Source organism: Fictibacillus phosphorivorans, assembly GCF_023715845.1.
In the GTDB taxonomy this organism is placed as follows: Bacteria; Bacillota; Bacilli; order Bacillales; family Fictibacillaceae; genus Fictibacillus; species Fictibacillus phosphorivorans_D.
In genome coordinates this window covers 1-18,969 of record NZ_JAMBOR010000015.1, presented here as the reverse complement: position 1 = coordinate 18,969, position 18,969 = coordinate 1, and the positions used below count along the sequence as shown (strand labels likewise).

The following is an 18,969-nucleotide window of genomic DNA, read 5'->3' as shown; positions in this document are numbered from 1 at the left end:
TTCCGTACACCCTTTTGGTATTCCAAGAGAAAAATTCGTATGGATTGAACAAATGGTTAAAAAATCTAGGATAGAGGTATACCTAAAGTAGAGCCTACTATTTGGAGGGATGTAAAATGTTAAAAACAGGAGATCAAGCACCAGATTTTACACTAAAAAGTGAAACAGGAGAACCGTTTTCTTTTCACCAGCATCTGGAGAAGGACGATCGATTCCACCTGCTCGTTTTCTTCCGGGGAGAATGGTGTCCCGTTTGTAATGATCAGTTAAAAGAACTGGAGCAGAACATTGACACTTTTAATGAATTAAACACACACATTCTCGCGGTTTCGACGGATGAGAGAGAAAACCTGAATAAGATGAAAGAAACTCATTCTCTTTCGTTTCCTGTATTTAGTGATCCGGAACGTGCTGCTGCAGAGCCTTATGGTGTTCAGTATCATACCGGAGAACTTTATGAAGACCACGGCCAACACGGAGAACCTGCATTATTCTTAGTGGATGATCAAAAGCGTGTGCTTTATTTCGATATTCAAACGGGACCGTTCGGCCGCCCGACAGCTGAAGATTTGAGGAAGACGATTAAATATATCAAAAAAACATTACAGAAATAATAAAAAACGGAGTGTGGCGAAAATGCCTCACTCCGTTTTATTGTTTACTGATTCGCTGTTATGGAATAATATTGCAAATTATGTGATGAAGGGCCGTTTTTATGTGATTGATCCTTAAGCTCACTCTTCCCCGCCTACAAAATAGTCATTTTTTCTGTAAGACAATGCACTTAGATGAGCAACTGTCTCATGTTCGTTCTCTACCGTCACTTCATACCAGGAAGTACGGTGATTCCGCTTGATTTCTTTCGCTTTTGCGGTTATTTTATCTCCTTTTTGACAGGCTGCTAAGTAACCGATGTTCACTTGGAGTCCAACCGAAGTCTTTCCATAGGAATTACAAGCGACTGCAAATACAAAATCGGCGATCGCAAACAATACGGCCCCATGTGCGGTTCCATGAGCGTTCAGCATATTTTCCGTTATCGTCATTTTAGCTTCTGCGGCTCCTGGCCCCATATGTGTGAGTTCAATCCCCAGCCACTGCGCAAACGTATCCTGGTTCAGTTTTTCTCGAATTTCTTCTGCATATTGAAAATGGACCTCTGTATCGTCTCTTTTTGTCTTCATCCGTTTCACCTCTTCTAAAGAATTCTTTTTATTCACTGAAATCCCCTTCTTATTTTTAAAGAGGTTTCTCTTCACATACTAGCCGAATACACTTACACTAAGAACTAAAGCAATAGGAAAGGTCGGAAATAGCCATGAAAAAAGAACCTGCTTCAATCCCTAGACCTTTAGTCCGGACAAATCAATGGTTCATCTTTTTATCAGTTTGTGCCACATGGCTCACTGGTCAAGCCTGGATTCTATTACTGCCGCTATTTGCTGGACTACTAGGAATGTTTTTTGATTTTAACCCTGTCATGAAAGTTGCTGCCTTATTTTTGAGAAAGAGTCCATCCGCTTATATCCCTGAAGATAAGGATCAGCAACAATTCAACCAACTAATCGCCATATCATTACTAGCACTTGGATTTATTTCCTATACGCTGAACTGGACAGGACTAGCAATCGCTGCAACTGCAATGGTAGCCGCAGCCTCTTTCATCGCCATTTTAGGATTCTGCATCGGCTGCTTTATCCGATACAGATGGCTGCAATATCGTTATCAGAAAACACAAAATCACAAAGATCTCTAAAGGCTCCCTTGAATGGGAGTCTTTTTTTGAAGGATATATGATATTGAACTGGAATCCAAAAAGAGAAAAAATGAGTGAGTACTCACTTGACATTTATTTGTCCTCTCGCATATGCTGGAAACAGGAAAAATGAGTGAGTACTCACTTTTTAATTCGTCTTTAAGGAGGTTCTCCACATGTCATCTGTCATACAAGTTTTGGATGTCTCAAAGAATTATGGTTCACAGCCAGTGCTTAACAATATTTCTTTAAATGTTGAAAGAAACGAGATCTATGGGCTGCTTGGTCCCTCTGGTGCCGGAAAAACCACTCTCGTTAAAATGATTGCCGGGATTGAAACACCGACTAGCGGCAATATTACTGTACTCGATACGGCCATGCCGAATCTTTACAACATGACGCGTATTGGTTTTATGGCTCAATCTGATGCCCTTTATGCTGAACTGAGCGGTCAAGAAAATCTGGAGTTCTTTGCTTCTATTTACGGATTAAAAGGAACAAAGCAAAGAGAACGAATCCTACACACGGCTTCACTTGTTAACCTGACGGACTTTTTAAAGAAACCTGTTCATCAGTATTCGGGGGGAATGAAACGGCGCTTATCATTAGCGGCTGCCCTTCTTCATGAACCTGAAGTATTAATTTTAGACGAACCTACTGTGGGGATTGACCCTGTTCTTCGTCAATCAATTTGGAACGAACTATACAAACTGAGTGTAGCTGGAACGACGATCCTTGTTACCACACACGTCATGGACGAAGCGGAGAAATGCGGCCAGCTAGGCATGCTCCGTGATGGAAGATTAATAGCTTCAGGTTCCCCTCAAGAGCTGAAAGAATCTACGACCAGTGCAACGATCGAAGAGGCTTTTCTTTCTTATGGAGGTGCCGCAAATGAGAACTAGAGCCTTAGTGAAACGGATCATCCGCCAGTTCATCCGGGATAAACGAACACTTGCCATGATGTTTTTGGCACCCTTACTCATCTTGACGCTTGTGAATCTCGTGTTTTCTGGGAACAACTATGACCCTGAGATCGCTGTAATCAGCAGTACAGAACCATTCGCTTCACAACTTGAAGGTGCTGATTCATCTTTTACGATCTATGAAAATAGCAAACAAGCTTTTGACGACTTAGAACATGAAAAGCTAGATGCGATCATCGAGATCGATCCGCCAACAACGAAAATTACGCTGGAAGGCAGCAATCCGACAGCTAACAAAGCGGTTATGATGACTGTGGAAAAAACACTGAAATCCTTGGCTCCAAAAAGTCCTCAGCCAAACGCGATGGAAACAAAAGTCGATTACCTTCACGGTTCGGCTGATATGGAATCTTTCGACTACATGGGACCTTTTCTTATCGGGTTCTTTATCTTCTTTTTCGTATTCCTGATCTCAGGTGTTTCATTTCTGCGCGAAAGAACAACAGGTACGCTTGAGAGACTTCTTGCTACACCGATGCGCCGCTGGGAGATGGTCGCAGGATATGTGTTAGGGTTCGGAATTTTCACGATTATTCAATCTGCTATCATCGTATCGTTTTCGATTTATGTTCTTGATATCATGATGGCTGGTTCCATTTGGTATGTGATCTTGATCACCCTCATGCTTGCCGTGACCGCACTCTCACTCGGAACCTTGCTGTCCGCCTTTGCAAAAAATGAGCTGCAGATGATTCAGTTCATACCGCTTGTGGTCGTTCCGCAAGTATTCTTTTCAGGGCTCTTTAACATTGAAACGATGACCGACTGGCTTCAGCCTATCAGCTATATTATGCCGTTGACCTATGGCGGCCAAGCGATGCGGGAAGTTATGATTCAAGGCGGAGGATGGGCGGACATCTATGACGAAGTACTCGTACTCGCAGGCTTTTCGTTGCTCTTCATGGTATTAAACGTCTTGGCGTTGAAAAAGCATAGAAAGCTATAACCGTTTGTTCATGTCTATAAAATGTGTCTATAATAAAAGAAACGCACGTTTAAAGGAGAAACACGCATGTCCGACCAAGAATGGATTAAAGAGCTGATGCATGACACGGATGACCCTGTACTTAGTGAAAAACAGCAAAAAATATTAGCTGCTGCGATCGATACTTTTTCAGAAAAAGGATTTGCTGCCTCATCCACAAGTGAGATCGCAAAAAAAGCAGGGGTAGCTGAAGGTACGATTTTCCGTCACTACAAAACAAAAAAGGAACTTCTATTAGCGATTGTTACACCGACAATGGCGAAATTCGCTGCTCCTTTTTTTATAAAAACTTTTGCGAAAGAAGTATTTGAAAAAGAATATGAGCATTACGAGGACTTATTAAGGGTGATTGCAAAAAATCGTCTGGAATTTGTAAAAAAACACTTTCCTGTCTTAAAGATTTTCCTTCAAGAGATCGCGTTTCATGATGAGCTTCGCAAGCCCTATCAGGAGCTTTTTACCGAGCATGTGTATAAAAAGTTCAAGAAGATCATCGAGCACTTTCAGGAAAAAGGCGAAATCATTGACCTGCCTCCTGAAACCATCATACGAATGTCAGCTTCAAGCATCATCAGTTATATCCTTCCCCGCTTCCTCATCTTCCCTGATCAGAAGTGGGACGATGAAAAAGAGATCGAGCAGATTGTTGAGTTTGTAATGTATGGATTAACCGGAAAACGATAAGAACCTATAAGAAACCCGCTCCTCTATTGAAGCGGGTTTTGTTCATCATATAATACTTGTTTATTTGAGATGATTGTCGTGCTGATTGGATTAGATAGGTTTACAGCGCTATCACTAAGTGTCGGAGCTAATGCGATCGCGGAAGTACCTGCCACAAAATAGCCGCAAATAATTACGAGCACAAGTCCCTTTTTCATACGCTCACCTCCCCAGCACGAGTATTAGAACGAAAAAAGAACCTTGAGATTTCTTCTCTGGTTCCTATTATTCTTACTATGAAATTCCCCTTTTCCTTTCATTTCAAGCATGATTTTTTCTTCGAATCGGTTTGAACGTGGTCTTTTCTTTTAGAGGATCACAAAACGTAGACGGCAAGAAGCAAAAGAATGATGCCTGTACCTAGGAAACTATTTGCGTAAGCAGTTGTATCCGATGAAGGTATGATGCCTTCACCGTCTAATGGTTCCGCTCCTACCGCCCTTAAAAGACAAGCCTTTTGTTAACAAAAGTACAGCTATTTAAAGAGAAAAAAAGATTGCTCGTCCATCTTTCTTTTATACCTCCTCATAAAAAGAAGGACGCAGCTTTTTATATGCCGGACTTAATTCACTCCAAACATCATACTTGTTCCCATCAGGATCACAGAAAACAAAATTTTCTCCCGCATGCCCTCGATCTTCAATTTCACCAGTCTCAATTCCAAGACTCTTGAATTCCTTATGCAATCGATACAGCGAGTCGATCCCGTCAACTTCAAACGTTAAGCTGAATCTTTGAGTGCCATTGTAATCTTTAAAGTTAGAGCTTTCGTTCTGCTCTGCTTTTACGAGAAAAAAACTTTGATCAGCCAGATTCATAATCGCTTTATCGTCATCCTGATAATTGATTTGTGCTCCTAGTTTCTCAGCATACCATCTCGCTGATACGTTTGGATCACGAACGGGTACATAGGTGGTACCTACACGGACTAATTTTTCTTTCATCTGATTTTTCTCCTTTACTAGTCGATGAATACAATGACCACTGCCCAAATATCCTCCCTCATTCCTTTATCATTCTTTACCTTGGAATAAAAATCCTTCATCAAATAGAGAGGGATTGGCAATTTGAAAGAGAAAATATCTAATAGGAGGTTATTACATGATTAAAGCAAAGAGTATTACGCCCGTCCTTCGAATATTGGACATTGAAAAAGCAAGAGAATTTTATTTAGACTTTTTGGAGTTTAATCTTGATTGGGAGCATCGATATGAAGAGGATTATCCTTTATATATGCAAGTATCAGCAGGTTCTTGCCAATTGCATCTCTCTGAACATTATGGAGATTCCAACCCAGGCATAAAAATCCGTATACAAGTTGAAGATATAAAAGAACTGCACCAAAGAATATCCTCGAAAAAATATAAGTATGCGAGACCTGGTTTGGAGAGCGCTCATGGTCATCTAGAAATCAGGATTGGGGACCCGTTCGGAAACAGCATCTGCTTCTACGAGCCTCAACAGAGCTAGACTATTTATGAGATACGGAGCACTAAGCTTCCTCTACTTCACTTATATATTGAGGATGTCCCTTCTGATTAATTTCAGAAGGGATTCTTCTATTTTTAGTAGGACATTAAGGTGATTTGACAAAAAACGAAGCAAGTCAGGTTGCCCCAGCATAAAGAGCTCTAATTAGGAGCCGTTTAGGGTGCCGAAACAATTTTAAGGCGATACCTAACTGGGTATGGAAGCCTATCCAACAGGTCGAATCCAGAAAAAAGCGGCATCAATCCAAAAGTTTTGGCAGTTTATCCACGAGATTTACCCCTCAATCCAAAAGTTTTAACAGTTTACCCACGAGTTTACAATCCTTGACAAATCCCGCACACTTTAATACCCTCACTCTCGCATCTCATTACTGAACAACAAAAGCCCTCCGGCTCCGATTTTGGAGCTGAAAGGCTTACAAATGATGTTCAGCTACTCGCTTAAAGCTCTTTTCCCCAGTGCACTGATTACCATATCGTCCATCGGAGGGTTATGAAGACCTGCACGCACATCCCGGTAATGACGCTGCAGTGGACTGGACATTGCAAGGCTCCTCGCGCCAACAATCCTCATCGCAAGATCCACAACTTTTGCCGCTGAGTTCGTTGCGATGTGCTTCACAGCCATGATCGCCGGTCCCATCTCCATCCTGGATTCAGGCTCATTCACCCATTTTGCAGCAGTCGAATACAAAAGCTCACGTGCTTTAAATAACTCAAGCTCCATTTCACCGATCTTACGTTGAACTTCTGGAACCTCAGCAATCGCTCCAGGCAAACTGTTCGGCTTGTAGCTTTTAGCAAAATGAACAGCTTCATTTCTTGCAGCGACTGCCACACCAAGGTAACAAGCAGGGATATGGAGCAGCCACGCTTTTGGAAGATCCAGTTTTCCTCGTTCTTCTTCAACGAGCGCATCTGCTGTTACCTTTACATCCTTCATAACGAGGTCATCACTTCGTGTTCCTCGCATCGCGACCGTATCCCATGTCTCTTCGACGGTAACTCCTTCTTGCTTCATATCGATTAAAAAGTTTCCTTTTTTCCCGGTGTTTCCTATTTGCGCCGAAACAATCACATAATCTAAGGCTGGTGCCATGGATGTGAACGTTTTAGTGCCGTTAATCACCCAGTCATTTCCTTCTTGAACAGCTTTTGTTTGCGGCATCCCTCCTCGTGTTGGACTCCCGGTGGCGGGTTCGGACGCAGCACGATTCACAAGAGCTTGAGCCTTTACCACTTGTTCGCAAAACCAACGAAATTTCTCTTCTTCCCACAATCGCTCTTCTGTCAGTTCAAGAAAACAACCAAGATGCCATCCAAGACATAAAGCAGTTGCTGCATCTCCTGCTGCAATTCTTTCCTGCAGGAGCACAAACTCATACAAGCTCAAACCTTCTCCGCCAAACTCTTTTGAAATTGTGAGCGAAGGATATCCTGCTTCTTTAAGGTCCTTTACGTTCTCAAACGGAAAACTGCCTTCACGATCATGTTGATCCGCTCGCTCTGCAAACCTATCGGCCAAAGCATCTATTTTCTTAAACCATCTTTCTTGCGTATCATTTTTTATATATGCGTCATATAAATCATTCACAAATGACAATCCCTTCATATCGAATAAGAATACTACGTTTAAATAATAGTGTATGCCTTCTACATAAAACACGGCAAGATATATGACCCATGATTCCCCATTGAAATCTTCTTGACACCTTTATGTTTATTTTCTAAATAAATACCCAAAAACGATTTACAAGAACGTTTGTTCGTGTTATTCTAAAATCAGGTTAGCTATTCCAACGTCTAACCTCCCCACCAGTGTTGACCGGCTATCCCAGCCGGTCCTTTTATTCAAACAAAAAAGCTTCTGCAGACACCGAAATGCTGCTGAAGCCTTCTCAACTAATATCTAAAATCAAACCGTTGTCTTTTCACCCACAGCCAAACTCCTGTGATGACATGGATCACAATGACTACAAACACTGCACCATATCTTTCTGTAATCCAGCCCACAAACCAAACTAACGGCAATGTTAATAACAAATTCACGAGCATCAACACCCACGATGTTCTGGCGATGGCCAAGATAAAAAGACCGGCCGGCAATATCAGAAAAATCCAGAATAAAATGCTTTGAAATAATGCCATAACTTCCCCTCCGTCTCTCATTATATAAGGGGTTCGATACTTTCACCAGCTTTACACCGGTACTTTTTCTTTCAGTGGATATTCTGTTGGTTCTTTTGCTTCTTCAACATCATACTTAGGCAGTGTGAACATATAGAACAAACCAACGGTGAACAATGCTCCGCCTACCACCCAGAACAGCGCTTCAACAGACAAAAATTTCGGAAAAAACGCCGCGATCAAAGCGAGTGTAACCGTATGGGAGAGCATATTAATCGGTGTGATTGCTCCTTGTACACGTCCCATCATTTTGGGATCAACAATCTTAGGAAGCCATCCTCCTAAACCGATGTTTACTAGCGGTATACTAAGTCCAACCTGAACTGTAAAAACAAAGAAAACCCAAATGTTTGGAGCTGTCGCACAAAGACCGATCGCGGTACCACTTATAAATAAACCAATAATAATAGCCGTTGAAAGCTTTATTCTTTTAGAAAGTATTGAACAAATCACACTTCCTGTAAGAACGGATACACCAAATACAATACCCATCCACATCATCATCTGTTCATAATTGTCAGGAGCGAGTTTATATTTCATGATAAAAGCTGGCATGACGGATAACCCGCCATTTACGACACCAAATAAGAAAAAACCAAAAATGAGCGACATTAATAATTTTGAATTTTTTATATAAGTGAAACCTGCACCAAAGTCTTTCCATACCATGCCGATATGTATATCTTTAAACTTATGTTTCCCGTTAGGCAGACGTACTTCTTCATCCACTTTCATGCTCATGATCAATAAAGCGGAAACGACGTATGTAATCAAGTCAAATACAATAGCACCTTGAATACCTACATTCCAGTAAATAAAAATCGCAAGCATGTTTCCAAATAGCATAAACATACTTCCTGTCATCTGATTCAACCCAGCTGCTACCGCATATTCATCTTTTGATAGAATACCTTGTACCATAGCTTGATCCGCTGGGAAAAAGAACTTGCCTACAGCACTTCTTAGAAAAAGAATCGTAAAGATCAACGGCATCCAGTCTAGCCAGATCGCACCGATCAGCGCCAAACAGAGAACCGCACAAATCCAGTCACAATATAATGCGATCTTCTGACGATCCATTCTGTCTGCAAGTACGCCAACAATAAAAAAGACGGCTAACGTTGGCAGTGAGTACATCAACTCGGCCAATGTGGCAAAAAACGGCTGTTCACTAAACTTATCTAGCAGATAAAACATGAATGCCGTAACGCCGATGATACTTCCCATCATCGAAGTGAATCCAGCTAGGAACAGCTTGCTGAAGTTTCGGTTCTGAAAAATTTTCAGAAAGTCCTTCATTTAACAACCCCCAATTTTGTGTGTAACATTGTTCTACTACCATTCTCTACCTAATTCCAACTTTTGTAAATGTTTTTTTAGGTTGAACTTTCCCCATTATGACGATACTCTAGACAGAGAGCAAAATAGAGAGGATACTAACATGATTCATTTATTTTCACACAACGATTTAGATGGAAAGTCGTGCGGCTTTCTCGCACAAATGGCTTTTGGAGAGAACTGTAAGATTTCCTATTGTTCACATGGAACGATAAATGACCGCGTTGAACAGCTTCTGGATAATCCAAAAGAAAAGAAAACAGAAATTATCATTACCGATATCGCTGTAAACGAAGAATTAATGATGAGACTGGACGAACGCTCCAACGCTGGAGGAAAAGTGAAACTGATCGATCACCATTCGACCGCTCTTCACTTTAATGGATTTGATTGGGGCCATGTTCAAGTTCGTTATGACGATGGTCGTCTCACTTGTGCAACATCTCTTTTTTATGAGTATTTATTAGAGAATGGCAAGCTGAAAGACACTGGCGCGCTGAAAGAATATGTCGAGTTAGTCCGATTGTATGATACATGGGAATGGTTTGATCAGAAGATTGAAGCAAAACGTCTGAACGACTTATTCTTCATTCTTCCTCCTGATAAGTTTGAAGAACGGATCATGGAGCGCTTAAAAGGAGATTCCTTTGAGTTCTCTGAAACAGAAACCACGATCCTTGACCTAGAAGAAGAAAACATCGCAGACTACATTAAGAAAAAACAGCGCCAAATGGTTGAAATCTGGGATACTTGGTCACTAGGCGAAGGTTCTGAGGAAAAGACATATAAGATCGGTGTGTTACATGCAGAACGCTATCATTCGGAACTCGGCAACGAGATCAACCGTGAAAATCCTCACCTGGATCTTATAGTGATCTTAAACATCGCAAACAAGAGACTCGGATTTCGTACCATTCATGAAGAAGTGGATTGCTCGGTTTATGCGAAGCAATATGGAGGCGGCGGTCACCCTAAAGCCTCTGGTGGTATAATGACTCCTGAAGCTTTCGAGAAATTTGTAGTTGCCGCTTTCCAGGAACAGCCTCGCAGAATAGATGCACCGAAAAATGAACACAATGTGAAGGAAAACCCTGATGGAGCACTTTATGTGAACAAATATCAGGAAGTTTCCAAAATCTATTCAGAAGATAATGAAACATGGCTAATCACCCATAAGACACACCCTGTCGAAGAAACGTTTGATAGTTTCCAAGCTGCTGAAAACTATGTGAAACGACACTTTGAGGGTTGGCTCATGCGTGATGATGAAGTAAATAATAATTAACAGAAAGACTGGCTCAGAAAGGTTGTAACGGCAACCAAAATGAACCAGTCTTTTTTATATCATACACATGAATAAACGGAAACTAGGTATCCTAAAGAAGTAACCAACCATGAGGAGGACCTAAAAATGCCCAATCAAAATCAAATGAATAATAATACGCAACCGAACATGATGGCCAATCAGGCGATGAATAAAAACCATGGCGGACACGAACTTTTTGATGCACATGAAGTGATCTCTGGGATCATCAGCATGCTAGACCAATATCAAATGTACGACCAGCACATCAAAGACCCCATATTAAAAGATATCAATCACCGTCAAGCAGCATTTGCAACCCAGATGTACAATACGATCGTTGATAGTTTCAGTACCGGACAAGACCCTAAAGTTCCGACTCAGCAATACAAAATGAATCAAGATAATAACGTCATATATGGCATAAAGCCGGGAGCTCCGAAAAAGCCAAACCAATCTGTTAATGACCTTTCAGACCAAGGCTTATCCGCTTATATGCTAGGAAACACAAAATCATTAGCCATGCTCTTAGCCATGACTGCTCTTGAGATGACAAACCCGGTGTTACGCCGTGTGATCGCAGACAGCGTTCCAAACTTTATTGAAATGAGTTATGAGATCTTCCTTTATCAAAATAAACATGGCTATTATCAGGTTCCTCAATTAAAGGATCAGGACATGACTGCTATGCTTCAAAGCTATACGCAAGTTCCACAGCAAAACACACCTGGTAATATGCCTCACTAAGACCTCCAAAAGCGGCTGATGAGCTACATCAGTACAAGAAAGATTTGATTTGGAGCCTAACCGCAAATGAAAAGAACTTTCCCTCGGAGAGTTCTTTTTTTATTTAAAGCATATTCTTCATTTGTTTAATACGCTATACTTATTCAAATACGAATAATTATTCAGAATTGAATAATTATTTAAGCCAGTCGAAAGGTGTGAGAGTCTTGAGCCCATCTTTAAAATGGAACGAAAATGAACAAATTCTCCATTCATTGAAAGACGATATTTTAGTAACGAATATTGACGGCATTATTTTAAAAGTAAGTGAAGTTACAGGTAAGATTTACGGTGTAGAATCGGAGAGCTTAATCGGAAAATCGGTATATGATTTAGAAGCGCAAGGGTTATTTTCCCCAATCTTAACGCCCATGGTCGTGAAAGAAAATAAAAAAATAACCTTTGTTCAAACAACGAATAAAGGCAAAAAACTCCTTGTAACGGGCATCCCGGTTTATAACGATAAGGGTGAATTATACAGAGTTGTTAGCTATTCACATGACATAACAGAGTTAATTAAATACAAGGATTTTCTTTTAAACATGGAAGAAGAAATGGATCGTGTAAAAAGCGAACTGGAGCATTTAAGAAGTAAACAGCTGCATGATGCAGGAATCGTAGCGAATAGTGAAGAGATGAAAAAAGTAATTAGTACCGCTCTCCAATTATCCGAAGTGGATGTAAATGCACTAATTCTTGGAGAATCGGGTGTCGGGAAATCACTTCTGGCAAAGTTTATACATAATAAAAGCCATCGAAAAAACGGCCCTTTTATAGAAGTGAATTGCGGCGCAATCCCTGAATCTTTATTCGAAGCAGAACTTTTCGGTTACGAGCCTGGAGCATTTACAGGAGCGAATCAAAAAGGCAAAAGAGGACTGATCGAACTATCAAATGGCGGCACACTATTTTTAGATGAAATTGGTGAGCTCTCCCTTCCCCACCAAGTTAAAGTATTAAAGGTGATTCAAGAAAAGCAATTTTACCGAGTTGGCGGAACCAAACCGATACACGTTGACTTCCGCTTAATTTCTGCCACCAACAAAGATTTATCAAAGGCAATCACTGAAAAATTGTTCAGAGAAGATCTCTATTTTCGATTGAACGTTGTTCCTGTGACCATTCCTCCACTACGTAAAAGAACAGAAGATATCGTGCCTCTGATTCATCTATTGTTGCAGAAATTCGGAGAAAAATACAACAGAGAACGAAAATTGGACGAGGCAGTCATCCACCACCTTCTTCATTATGAATGGAAAGGAAATGTTCGAGAACTCATCAATATTATGGAGCGTTTAGTGGTGATTTCGCCTTCTACTTTGATAACGGTTGAACATCTGCCAGAACATATTAAAGAAGCGCTGCCTTCTACTGCCACTCACATGACAGAATCGCTAAACCTTAAGGAAACGTTAGAAGAGACAGAGAAAGATATTTTATTAAAAGCTCGAAAAAGATACAAGACAACCGTTCAAATGGCACAAGCTCTAGGTATCAGTCAGCCTTCTATCGTAAGAAAAATGAAAAAGTATCATATCATTTAAAAAAATTGGCATAAAACTTGCATGGATATTCTCTTTAAGTATTTATTATGCAACTACGAACGAAATATCCAAGGAGGTAATCGTGTGTCAGCAAGCTGGAATCACCTTATCAATGAAATGCCTGATCTTTTAGCACCGAGTATGGCAAAGGATCATCCAAACCTGCCTGTTGTAAAGGCTGAGGGTTGTTATTATTACGGAGTTGACGGAAAACAGTACCTGGATTTCACTTCAGGTATTGCAACAGCTAATACCGGCCACCGTCATCCTAAGGTTGTACAAGCCATAAAAGATGCATCCGATCACCTCATGCATGGCCCTTCTGGCGTGATCATGTATGAATCAATCTTAAAGCTTTCAAAGGAACTGTCAGACGTTCTACCCGGTGATCTCGATTGTTTCTTTTTTGCAAATAGTGGGACCGAAGCTATTGAAGGTGCCATCAAACTTGCCAAGCATGTAACAAAACGACCTTATGTCGTCTCATTCACAGGATGTTTCCATGGTCGTTCACTGGGCGCTTTAAGTGTTACAACATCAAAAGCCAAGTATCGTAAATTTCTACAGCCAAACGGGTTAGTCTATCAAGTTCCTTATGCGAATAAGAAGAGTTCCCCTGATGGAGTGAACGCAGATGAGTATGTTGTCGAAAAGCTAGTCAATGATTTTGAATCTCTTTTTAATCATCAAGTCACTCCAGAAGAAGTAGCTTGTGTAATCGTTGAGCCTGTTCTTGGTGAAGGCGGTTATATTGTTCCTCCTAGCAGATGGTTGAAGAAAGTCAGAGAAATTTGCGACCAGCATGGGATCCTCCTCATTTTTGACGAGGTTCAAACGGGTTTTGGCAGAACCGGAGAATGGTTTGCCGCGCAAGCTTTGGATGTTACACCAGATATAATGGCGATCGCAAAAGGAATCGCATCAGGACTTCCTTTAAGTGCAACAGTGGCATCCAAAGAATTGATGAAACAGTGGCCGCTTGGAAGTCATGGGACGACGTTTGGCGGAAACCCCATTGCATGTGAAGCAGCCCTTGCTACTTTAGAGGTTTTGAAGGAAGAAAAACTAGTAGAGAACTCAAAAAAAATGGGAGCTTACGCTGCTAATAAACTTAAAATTATTCAAGAGAAATATTCTGTGATCGGAAGTGTGCGTGCGTTAGGCTTAATGATCGGGATTGAAATCGTGGATCCATTAACCGGTAAACCAGATGGAAAGGGTCTTATGAACATTCTTGATAAGTGCCTCGAAAAAGGCGTTCTGTTTTACTTATGCGGAAACAGTGGTGAAGTTATTCGTATGATCCCTCCCCTTACGATTACAAAAGAACAAATTGATCAAGGTCTTGTCGTTCTTGAAACTGCCGTTCGTGAACATCTTGATGAACTTCAGTCCGAATTAAGCGTGCAGTACGAAAACGTATAAAACGATAAGCGCATTACATCAAAAAGGAGGTAATTACTGATGCAAGCCCTTGATACAGTTGTAATCCTTTTGTATTTTGCAATTTTGATCGGTGCTGGAATAATTGGTTCAACGAAAGCAAAAACATCTGAGGATTTTACACTTGCAGGACGAAATTTAGGAATGTTTATGTACTTGGGTTGTTTATCTGCTGTCATTCTTGGCGGTGCTGCAACAATTGGAACGACAAAACTAGGTTACGAGTATGGGATTTCCGGCATCTGGTTTGTCTCTATGATCGGACTAGGCATTATCCTTCTCGGTACGATCTTTATCAAAAAAATTGATTCATTACGAGTTACGACAATTAGTGAACTCTTAGGAAAAAGATATAAGTCCGAAACACGATTGCTCAGTGCGATCGTCGCCTCTATTTATACACTCATGATCGGAGTTACTCAGGTAATTGGGATGGGGACCATTATCAATGTTTTATTAGGTTGGAACTTAACCACTTCTATGCTTGTAGGCGGTGGAATTGTACTTTTTTATACCATTCTTGGCGGTATGTGGAGTGTCACAGTAACAGATATTATTCAGTTTGTTATTATGACGATCGGTATTTTCTTCATCATGGTTCCTATGAGTCTAGCAAAAGTGGATGGGTTTAGTCAGTTGGTATCAAAGCTGCCAGAAGCCCATCTAAGCGTTACATCTATAGGTTACCAGCAGATCTTTCAGTACTTCTTATTGTTTGCACTAGGAATGGTCGTATCACAGGATATTTGGCAAAGGGTGTTTACGGCGAAATCAGGAAAGATTGCCAGGAACGGTTCCATCTTTGCAGGTGTCTACAGTTTTGCCTATGCGATTGCCGGAAGTATCATCGGGATGTGCGCGTTTCTTGTCATTCCAAATCTAGAAAACCCGCAAAACACCTTTGCAACGATGGCGCTTACGATATTACCGAACGGCATATTAGGTCTTGTTCTTGCCAGTGTTTGTTCTGCCTTGATGTCCACCGCTTCAGGGTCATTACTCGCTTCCTCAACCTTAATTACGAACGATATCGTTAAACAATATTTTCTTAAAAACATGTCCGATAAGCAGCTATTACTTGCATCCAGGGTTACGACATTGTTTATAGGTATGATTGCTATTACATTTTCTATATGGATACAAGATGTCCTTGTCGCTCTAGACGTCGCTTATGCAATTTTATCAGGTGCTATTTTCATTCCATTGGTCATGACATTCTTTTGGAAACGTGCTACACCTAATTCAGGATTCTATGCCATTTTAATTAGCACAGTCGTCGTTCTAGCTGGTTTATTTATGGAAGGGTTAACTTCTACTAACCCTATTCTATACGGTATGTCCACAGGATTAATCAGTATAGTAGGTATCTCGCTGTTTACACGACCTGCTGATGATTCTGAGTTTGCTACACCTTTTGAAGATCACGAAGTCTATGAAGATGAAAGTGCAGAGGCAAGAAAAGAAGCATAAATTTAAAACAGCCTTCCTCTTTAATGAGAAGGCTGTTTTATATATGGGAATTCGCCTACTAATCTTTCTACTACTATTCTATCTCAGATAAAGTAATCCTTATAATACATAAAAACACTGATAAACGATACAACCGTATAAGCAATCGCCGTGTAATAAGCATAACTCGGATTAAATGTCTGTTTTTCTTCTTCCACCTTTATTCCAGTAAGAGCTTGAGTTTGTACACGAACCATGTTAGAGGACATTCCACCTGTTGACGTAAAAAAACGGATGATGATGACAAAGGCTAATCCGACGAACAAAGCAAGATCGATAAAGTTCCACCCTACAACACGTGCAAGCATGTAGTTTACTAAAGCCATAAGTAAGAGTGTAACAACTGAAATCAGAACATTTTTCATCCCGTCTCCTCCTCTTTTCTATTACTACGTTACAAAAGGAATAAAGTTCCATTAAAAGCAATAATAACTAGTTTCAATAAACAAAACGCCTGTGCAATAAATGCATCAGGCGTTTTAGTATTTTATATTTATTAATATCTCATGTTTCTCTCACTGACTCGTTCACTTAATATATATCGGTATTGTGCGGTACGGAACAGTTTCGCCTCTAATGCATGTTTCGATTGGGGTAGTATAAGGTTTGCGGTATTCTTAAAGTGGACGCTGCAGGTATCCGAGTCGACAGCTTCAATTCGCTGCACATGTGACTGAGATAACCAGATGCATGTTTCATTTTTGGGTGATTCTACAGGAAAGAAAAAAATGCCTAATTCGAGGTTGATCATGATCGGGGACAAACTTACATAACCCATCGAACGACGTACGGCTTCTCGCCTTCCTTCATAACTGGAGCCGAAGAACAAACAACTTTCATTAATTATTTTGATCGGACTAAGTGCAACTCTTTCATTTTTCTCTGATTCCAATATTTCGGTATGCACGACTCCAAACTCATTGTAATATGGCAAAAGTGCCATTGTACTTGTATTTATTTCGTAGGTTCCGAGAAGCATCGTCTTTTCCATCCATTCATCCTCCTGTTTTATCTTTTATCCTACTACCTTTCTCTCCTTTCTCAAATTTATAAAGCAAAAATCTTCCAATAGGTAAATTATACTAAGCCTTTAGACAAGAATCTACTCATTTTTACAATATTTTTAACTATTTAAATTTTCAGTAAATGTATTCCTGAATTTCGTTGAGTACTGAAACGATTGGACTAAAAAAACAGCCCAGATAATGGACTGTTTTTTTTATCAAATTATTTAACATAGTGCATATTCTTATGGTGAACTTCTTTTTTCGAGTGATAGTTCCAAGCATGAGTAATGATGTCTTTTAGATTCGAATATTTCGGCTTCCATTTTAATTCTTTTCGAGCTTTTTGTGAGGAAGCCACAAGTACTGCTGGATCCCCTGCTCTTTTTGGAGAAGCTTCTACTCTGATTTCACGCCCTGTGACTTCCTGGCACGTTTCAATCACTTCTTTTACGGAATAGCCCTTTTCGTTGCCTAAATTGTAGGTGCCGCTTTTCTTTTCGTTCCTGATTTTTTTCAGTGCACAATAATGTGCATCTGCCAGATCCATCACATGAATATAATCACGGATACATGTACCGTCTGGTGTAGGATAATCATCGCCAAACACATTCACTTTGTCCCGTTCTCCTGATGCTGCTTGCAAGACGATCGGAATCAAGTGCGTTTCCGGATGATGTTGCTCTCCAATATGTCCTTCAGGATCTGCACCTGCTGCATTAAAATAGCGCAGCGAGATCGACTTGATGTCATATGCTTGTTCACCCCAATGGAGCATCCTCTCTATCGCAAGCTTGGTTTCACCATAAGGATTTGTAGGAATTGTTGGGTCCTCTTCTTGGATTGGAACGCATTTTGGATCTCCGTAAACGGCTGCTGTTGAAGAAAATACGAGCTTTTTCACCTGGTTTTTGTTCATCACTTTTAATAGAGAAAGGGTTCCACCTAAATTATTTTCATAGTAAGAAAGTGGATCCTTCACGCTTTCACCTACTAGAGAATTTCCTGCGAAATGAATAACTGCTTCTATATTGTGGTTTTGAAAAATGTAGTGAAGCAGTTCTTGATCGTGTAAACTCCCCATATAAAAAGGAACGTCGTTGAGTACCGATTGCCGATGCCCTGTGATGAGATTATCCAGCACAACTACGGACTCACCTTTTTCTTTTAAGTAAAGCACAGTGTGGCTGCCAATATATCCTGCCCCGCCGGTTACTAAAATTGTCATCGTCTTATCACTCTCCATAACAAATGGGGTGACTGTTTTGACACAAGTCACCTCTCTTTTTATTTAAGTGTTTTTACAACAATGGCTTGAGACGCACTTTTGATGAGGCAGCCGTCCAAGTCTTCTTCTTTTATTAAGCCTAGCGTAAGGGCAGACTTCACCTTTTCTTCATCAGGCTTCGGAACATGCTGAATGAGATCCGTCATGTTGAGTTCGGTAAGCCGGTGTACGGTCTTCTCATCATTAAACTTTTCCGACCTTCGAATCTGCCTCTGGAGTTTATAATGGTTGACGGTGACTTCCCCTTTTTCGTTCGGACCGACTAGGTTATCAAAATAAATATGAAAGACTTTCTTCAGTTCATCCAGTTCCTTTTCAAGTTCTTTTTTCTTGGCGCTCAACGTGTTGTATTTAATGACCAGGTCTTCAGAGATCGTGTAATCCGTTTTATTTACCGACACAGCTCGTCCTCCCCCAATACTATTAGATAATTCATCTTATTTGTGAGGCGCGCGAAATATACCAAATGAAAAAGCCAGCTCACTGATTTAGTGAGCTGGCTCAGCTTGTAGACAAAGTCATGTCTACAAGCTTTTTTTATTGTACAATTAAAGTAGATAATGTTTGAGGGGAGAAATATACATGTTATCTAAGCATACTACTGAAGGACGTCACCAAGTAACTCTA

The 18,969-nt window shown here is 40.5% G+C and carries 21 protein-coding genes; 11 read left to right on the top strand and 10 right to left on the bottom strand.

Translation table 11 applies throughout. The features are described 5' to 3' along the window. The first annotated feature begins 116 nt into the window (after positions 1 to 116). A complete protein-coding gene (locus tag M3206_RS12460; RefSeq protein ID WP_251312854.1) occupies positions 117 to 614 on the top strand; it encodes a peroxiredoxin family protein in 498 nt (165 codons plus the stop codon). 120 nt (positions 615 to 734) lie between these two features. On the opposite strand, the gene paaI is transcribed toward M3206_RS12460, so the two are convergent. Continuing rightward, the gene (gene paaI, locus M3206_RS12455) at positions 735 to 1,184 is read right to left on the bottom strand and encodes a hydroxyphenylacetyl-CoA thioesterase PaaI (protein WP_251312853.1); all 450 of its coding nucleotides are present in this window, start codon (positions 1,182 to 1,184) and stop codon (positions 735 to 737) included. Positions 1,185 to 1,318: 134 nt separating this feature from the next. On the opposite strand from paaI, the gene M3206_RS12450 reads away from it, so the two are divergent. The 4 genes from M3206_RS12450 (at position 1,319) to M3206_RS12435 (ending at position 4,411) form a co-directional block, all read left to right on the top strand. Beyond that, positions 1,319 to 1,756, top strand: coding sequence for a DUF4395 domain-containing protein (locus tag M3206_RS12450; RefSeq protein WP_251312852.1), 438 nt, complete (start codon positions 1,319 to 1,321; stop codon positions 1,754 to 1,756). Between the two features lie 176 nt (positions 1,757 to 1,932). Next, the gene (locus M3206_RS12445; protein WP_251312851.1) at positions 1,933 to 2,661 is read left to right on the top strand and encodes an ABC transporter ATP-binding protein; all 729 of its coding nucleotides are present in this window, start codon (positions 1,933 to 1,935) and stop codon (positions 2,659 to 2,661) included. Further along, positions 2,651 to 3,688 (top strand): ABC transporter permease, encoded by a 1,038-nt coding sequence (locus M3206_RS12440; protein ID WP_251312850.1) that lies wholly within the window; start codon positions 2,651 to 2,653, stop codon positions 3,686 to 3,688. Before M3206_RS12445 ends, M3206_RS12440 begins: the two co-directional genes overlap by 11 nt. Before the next feature lie 66 nt (positions 3,689 to 3,754). Further along, positions 3,755 to 4,411: a TetR/AcrR family transcriptional regulator gene (locus M3206_RS12435; RefSeq protein ID WP_251312849.1), complete on the top strand. Its 657-nt coding sequence runs from the start codon at positions 3,755 to 3,757 to the stop codon at positions 4,409 to 4,411. A gap of 23 nt (positions 4,412 to 4,434) precedes the next feature. On the opposite strand, the gene M3206_RS12430 is transcribed toward M3206_RS12435, so the two are convergent. Together M3206_RS12430 and M3206_RS12425 are read right to left on the bottom strand one after the other, a co-directional pair. Beyond that, on the bottom strand, positions 4,435 to 4,608 hold the full coding sequence (locus M3206_RS12430; RefSeq protein ID WP_251312848.1) for a hypothetical protein: 174 nt from the start codon (positions 4,606 to 4,608) through the stop codon (positions 4,435 to 4,437). Positions 4,609 to 4,965: 357 nt separating this feature from the next. Then, positions 4,966 to 5,394 carry a VOC family protein gene (locus tag M3206_RS12425; RefSeq protein WP_251312847.1) on the bottom strand — a complete coding sequence of 143 codons (429 nt, stop codon included), beginning with the start codon at positions 5,392 to 5,394 and terminating at the stop codon, positions 4,966 to 4,968. Positions 5,395 to 5,551: 157 nt separating this feature from the next. Between M3206_RS12425 and M3206_RS12420 the strand changes: the two genes are divergently transcribed. Next, positions 5,552 to 5,920 (top strand): glyoxalase superfamily protein, encoded by a 369-nt coding sequence (locus tag M3206_RS12420; RefSeq protein ID WP_251312846.1) that lies wholly within the window; start codon positions 5,552 to 5,554, stop codon positions 5,918 to 5,920. 453 nt (positions 5,921 to 6,373) lie between these two features. Here M3206_RS12420 and M3206_RS12415 read toward each other — a convergent pair whose 3' ends face one another. From M3206_RS12415 to M3206_RS12405, 3 genes are all read right to left on the bottom strand, one after another. Beyond that, a complete protein-coding gene (locus M3206_RS12415) occupies positions 6,374 to 7,534 on the bottom strand; it encodes an acyl-CoA dehydrogenase family protein (protein WP_251312845.1) in 1,161 nt (386 codons plus the stop codon). Positions 7,535 to 7,842: 308 nt separating this feature from the next. Beyond that, positions 7,843 to 8,088: a hypothetical protein gene (locus M3206_RS12410; RefSeq protein WP_251312844.1), complete on the bottom strand. Its 246-nt coding sequence runs from the start codon at positions 8,086 to 8,088 to the stop codon at positions 7,843 to 7,845. Between the two features lie 51 nt (positions 8,089 to 8,139). Next, positions 8,140 to 9,426, bottom strand: coding sequence for an MFS transporter (locus tag M3206_RS12405; RefSeq protein ID WP_251312843.1), 1,287 nt, complete (start codon positions 9,424 to 9,426; stop codon positions 8,140 to 8,142). A gap of 142 nt (positions 9,427 to 9,568) precedes the next feature. Here M3206_RS12405 and M3206_RS12400 point away from each other — a divergent pair, with 142 nt between their 5' ends. The 5 genes from M3206_RS12400 (at position 9,569) to M3206_RS12380 (ending at position 16,011) form a co-directional block, all read left to right on the top strand. Then, a complete protein-coding gene (locus M3206_RS12400) occupies positions 9,569 to 10,750 on the top strand; it encodes a DHH family phosphoesterase (protein WP_251312842.1) in 1,182 nt (393 codons plus the stop codon). Positions 10,751 to 10,894: 144 nt separating this feature from the next. Continuing rightward, positions 10,895 to 11,515: a spore coat protein gene (locus tag M3206_RS12395; protein ID WP_425590736.1), complete on the top strand. Its 621-nt coding sequence runs from the start codon at positions 10,895 to 10,897 to the stop codon at positions 11,513 to 11,515. A gap of 206 nt (positions 11,516 to 11,721) precedes the next feature. Beyond that, positions 11,722 to 13,098, top strand: coding sequence for a sigma-54 interaction domain-containing protein (locus M3206_RS12390; RefSeq protein WP_251312840.1), 1,377 nt, complete (start codon positions 11,722 to 11,724; stop codon positions 13,096 to 13,098). An 84-nt stretch (positions 13,099 to 13,182) separates the two neighbouring features. Further along, complete coding sequence (locus M3206_RS12385) at positions 13,183 to 14,523, top strand: aspartate aminotransferase family protein (protein WP_349774014.1); 1,341 nt, start codon at positions 13,183 to 13,185, stop codon at positions 14,521 to 14,523. Positions 14,524 to 14,562: 39 nt separating this feature from the next. Further along, entirely contained in the window at positions 14,563 to 16,011 is a 1,449-nt protein-coding gene (locus M3206_RS12380; protein WP_251312839.1) for a sodium:solute symporter, read from the top strand. An 83-nt stretch (positions 16,012 to 16,094) separates the two neighbouring features. On the opposite strand, the gene M3206_RS12375 is transcribed toward M3206_RS12380, so the two are convergent. From M3206_RS12375 to M3206_RS12360, 4 genes are all read right to left on the bottom strand, one after another. Next, on the bottom strand, positions 16,095 to 16,415 hold the full coding sequence (locus tag M3206_RS12375; protein ID WP_251312838.1) for a hypothetical protein: 321 nt from the start codon (positions 16,413 to 16,415) through the stop codon (positions 16,095 to 16,097). A gap of 131 nt (positions 16,416 to 16,546) precedes the next feature. Next, a complete protein-coding gene (locus tag M3206_RS12370) occupies positions 16,547 to 17,041 on the bottom strand; it encodes a competence protein ComK (protein ID WP_251312837.1) in 495 nt (164 codons plus the stop codon). Between the two features lie 236 nt (positions 17,042 to 17,277). Next, positions 17,278 to 18,282 carry a UDP-glucose 4-epimerase GalE gene (gene galE / locus M3206_RS12365; RefSeq protein WP_251312836.1) on the bottom strand — a complete coding sequence of 335 codons (1,005 nt, stop codon included), beginning with the start codon at positions 18,280 to 18,282 and terminating at the stop codon, positions 17,278 to 17,280. Between the two features lie 59 nt (positions 18,283 to 18,341). Beyond that, positions 18,342 to 18,743 (bottom strand): hypothetical protein, encoded by a 402-nt coding sequence (locus tag M3206_RS12360; protein WP_251312835.1) that lies wholly within the window; start codon positions 18,741 to 18,743, stop codon positions 18,342 to 18,344. Positions 18,744 to 18,969 lie beyond the last annotated feature (226 nt).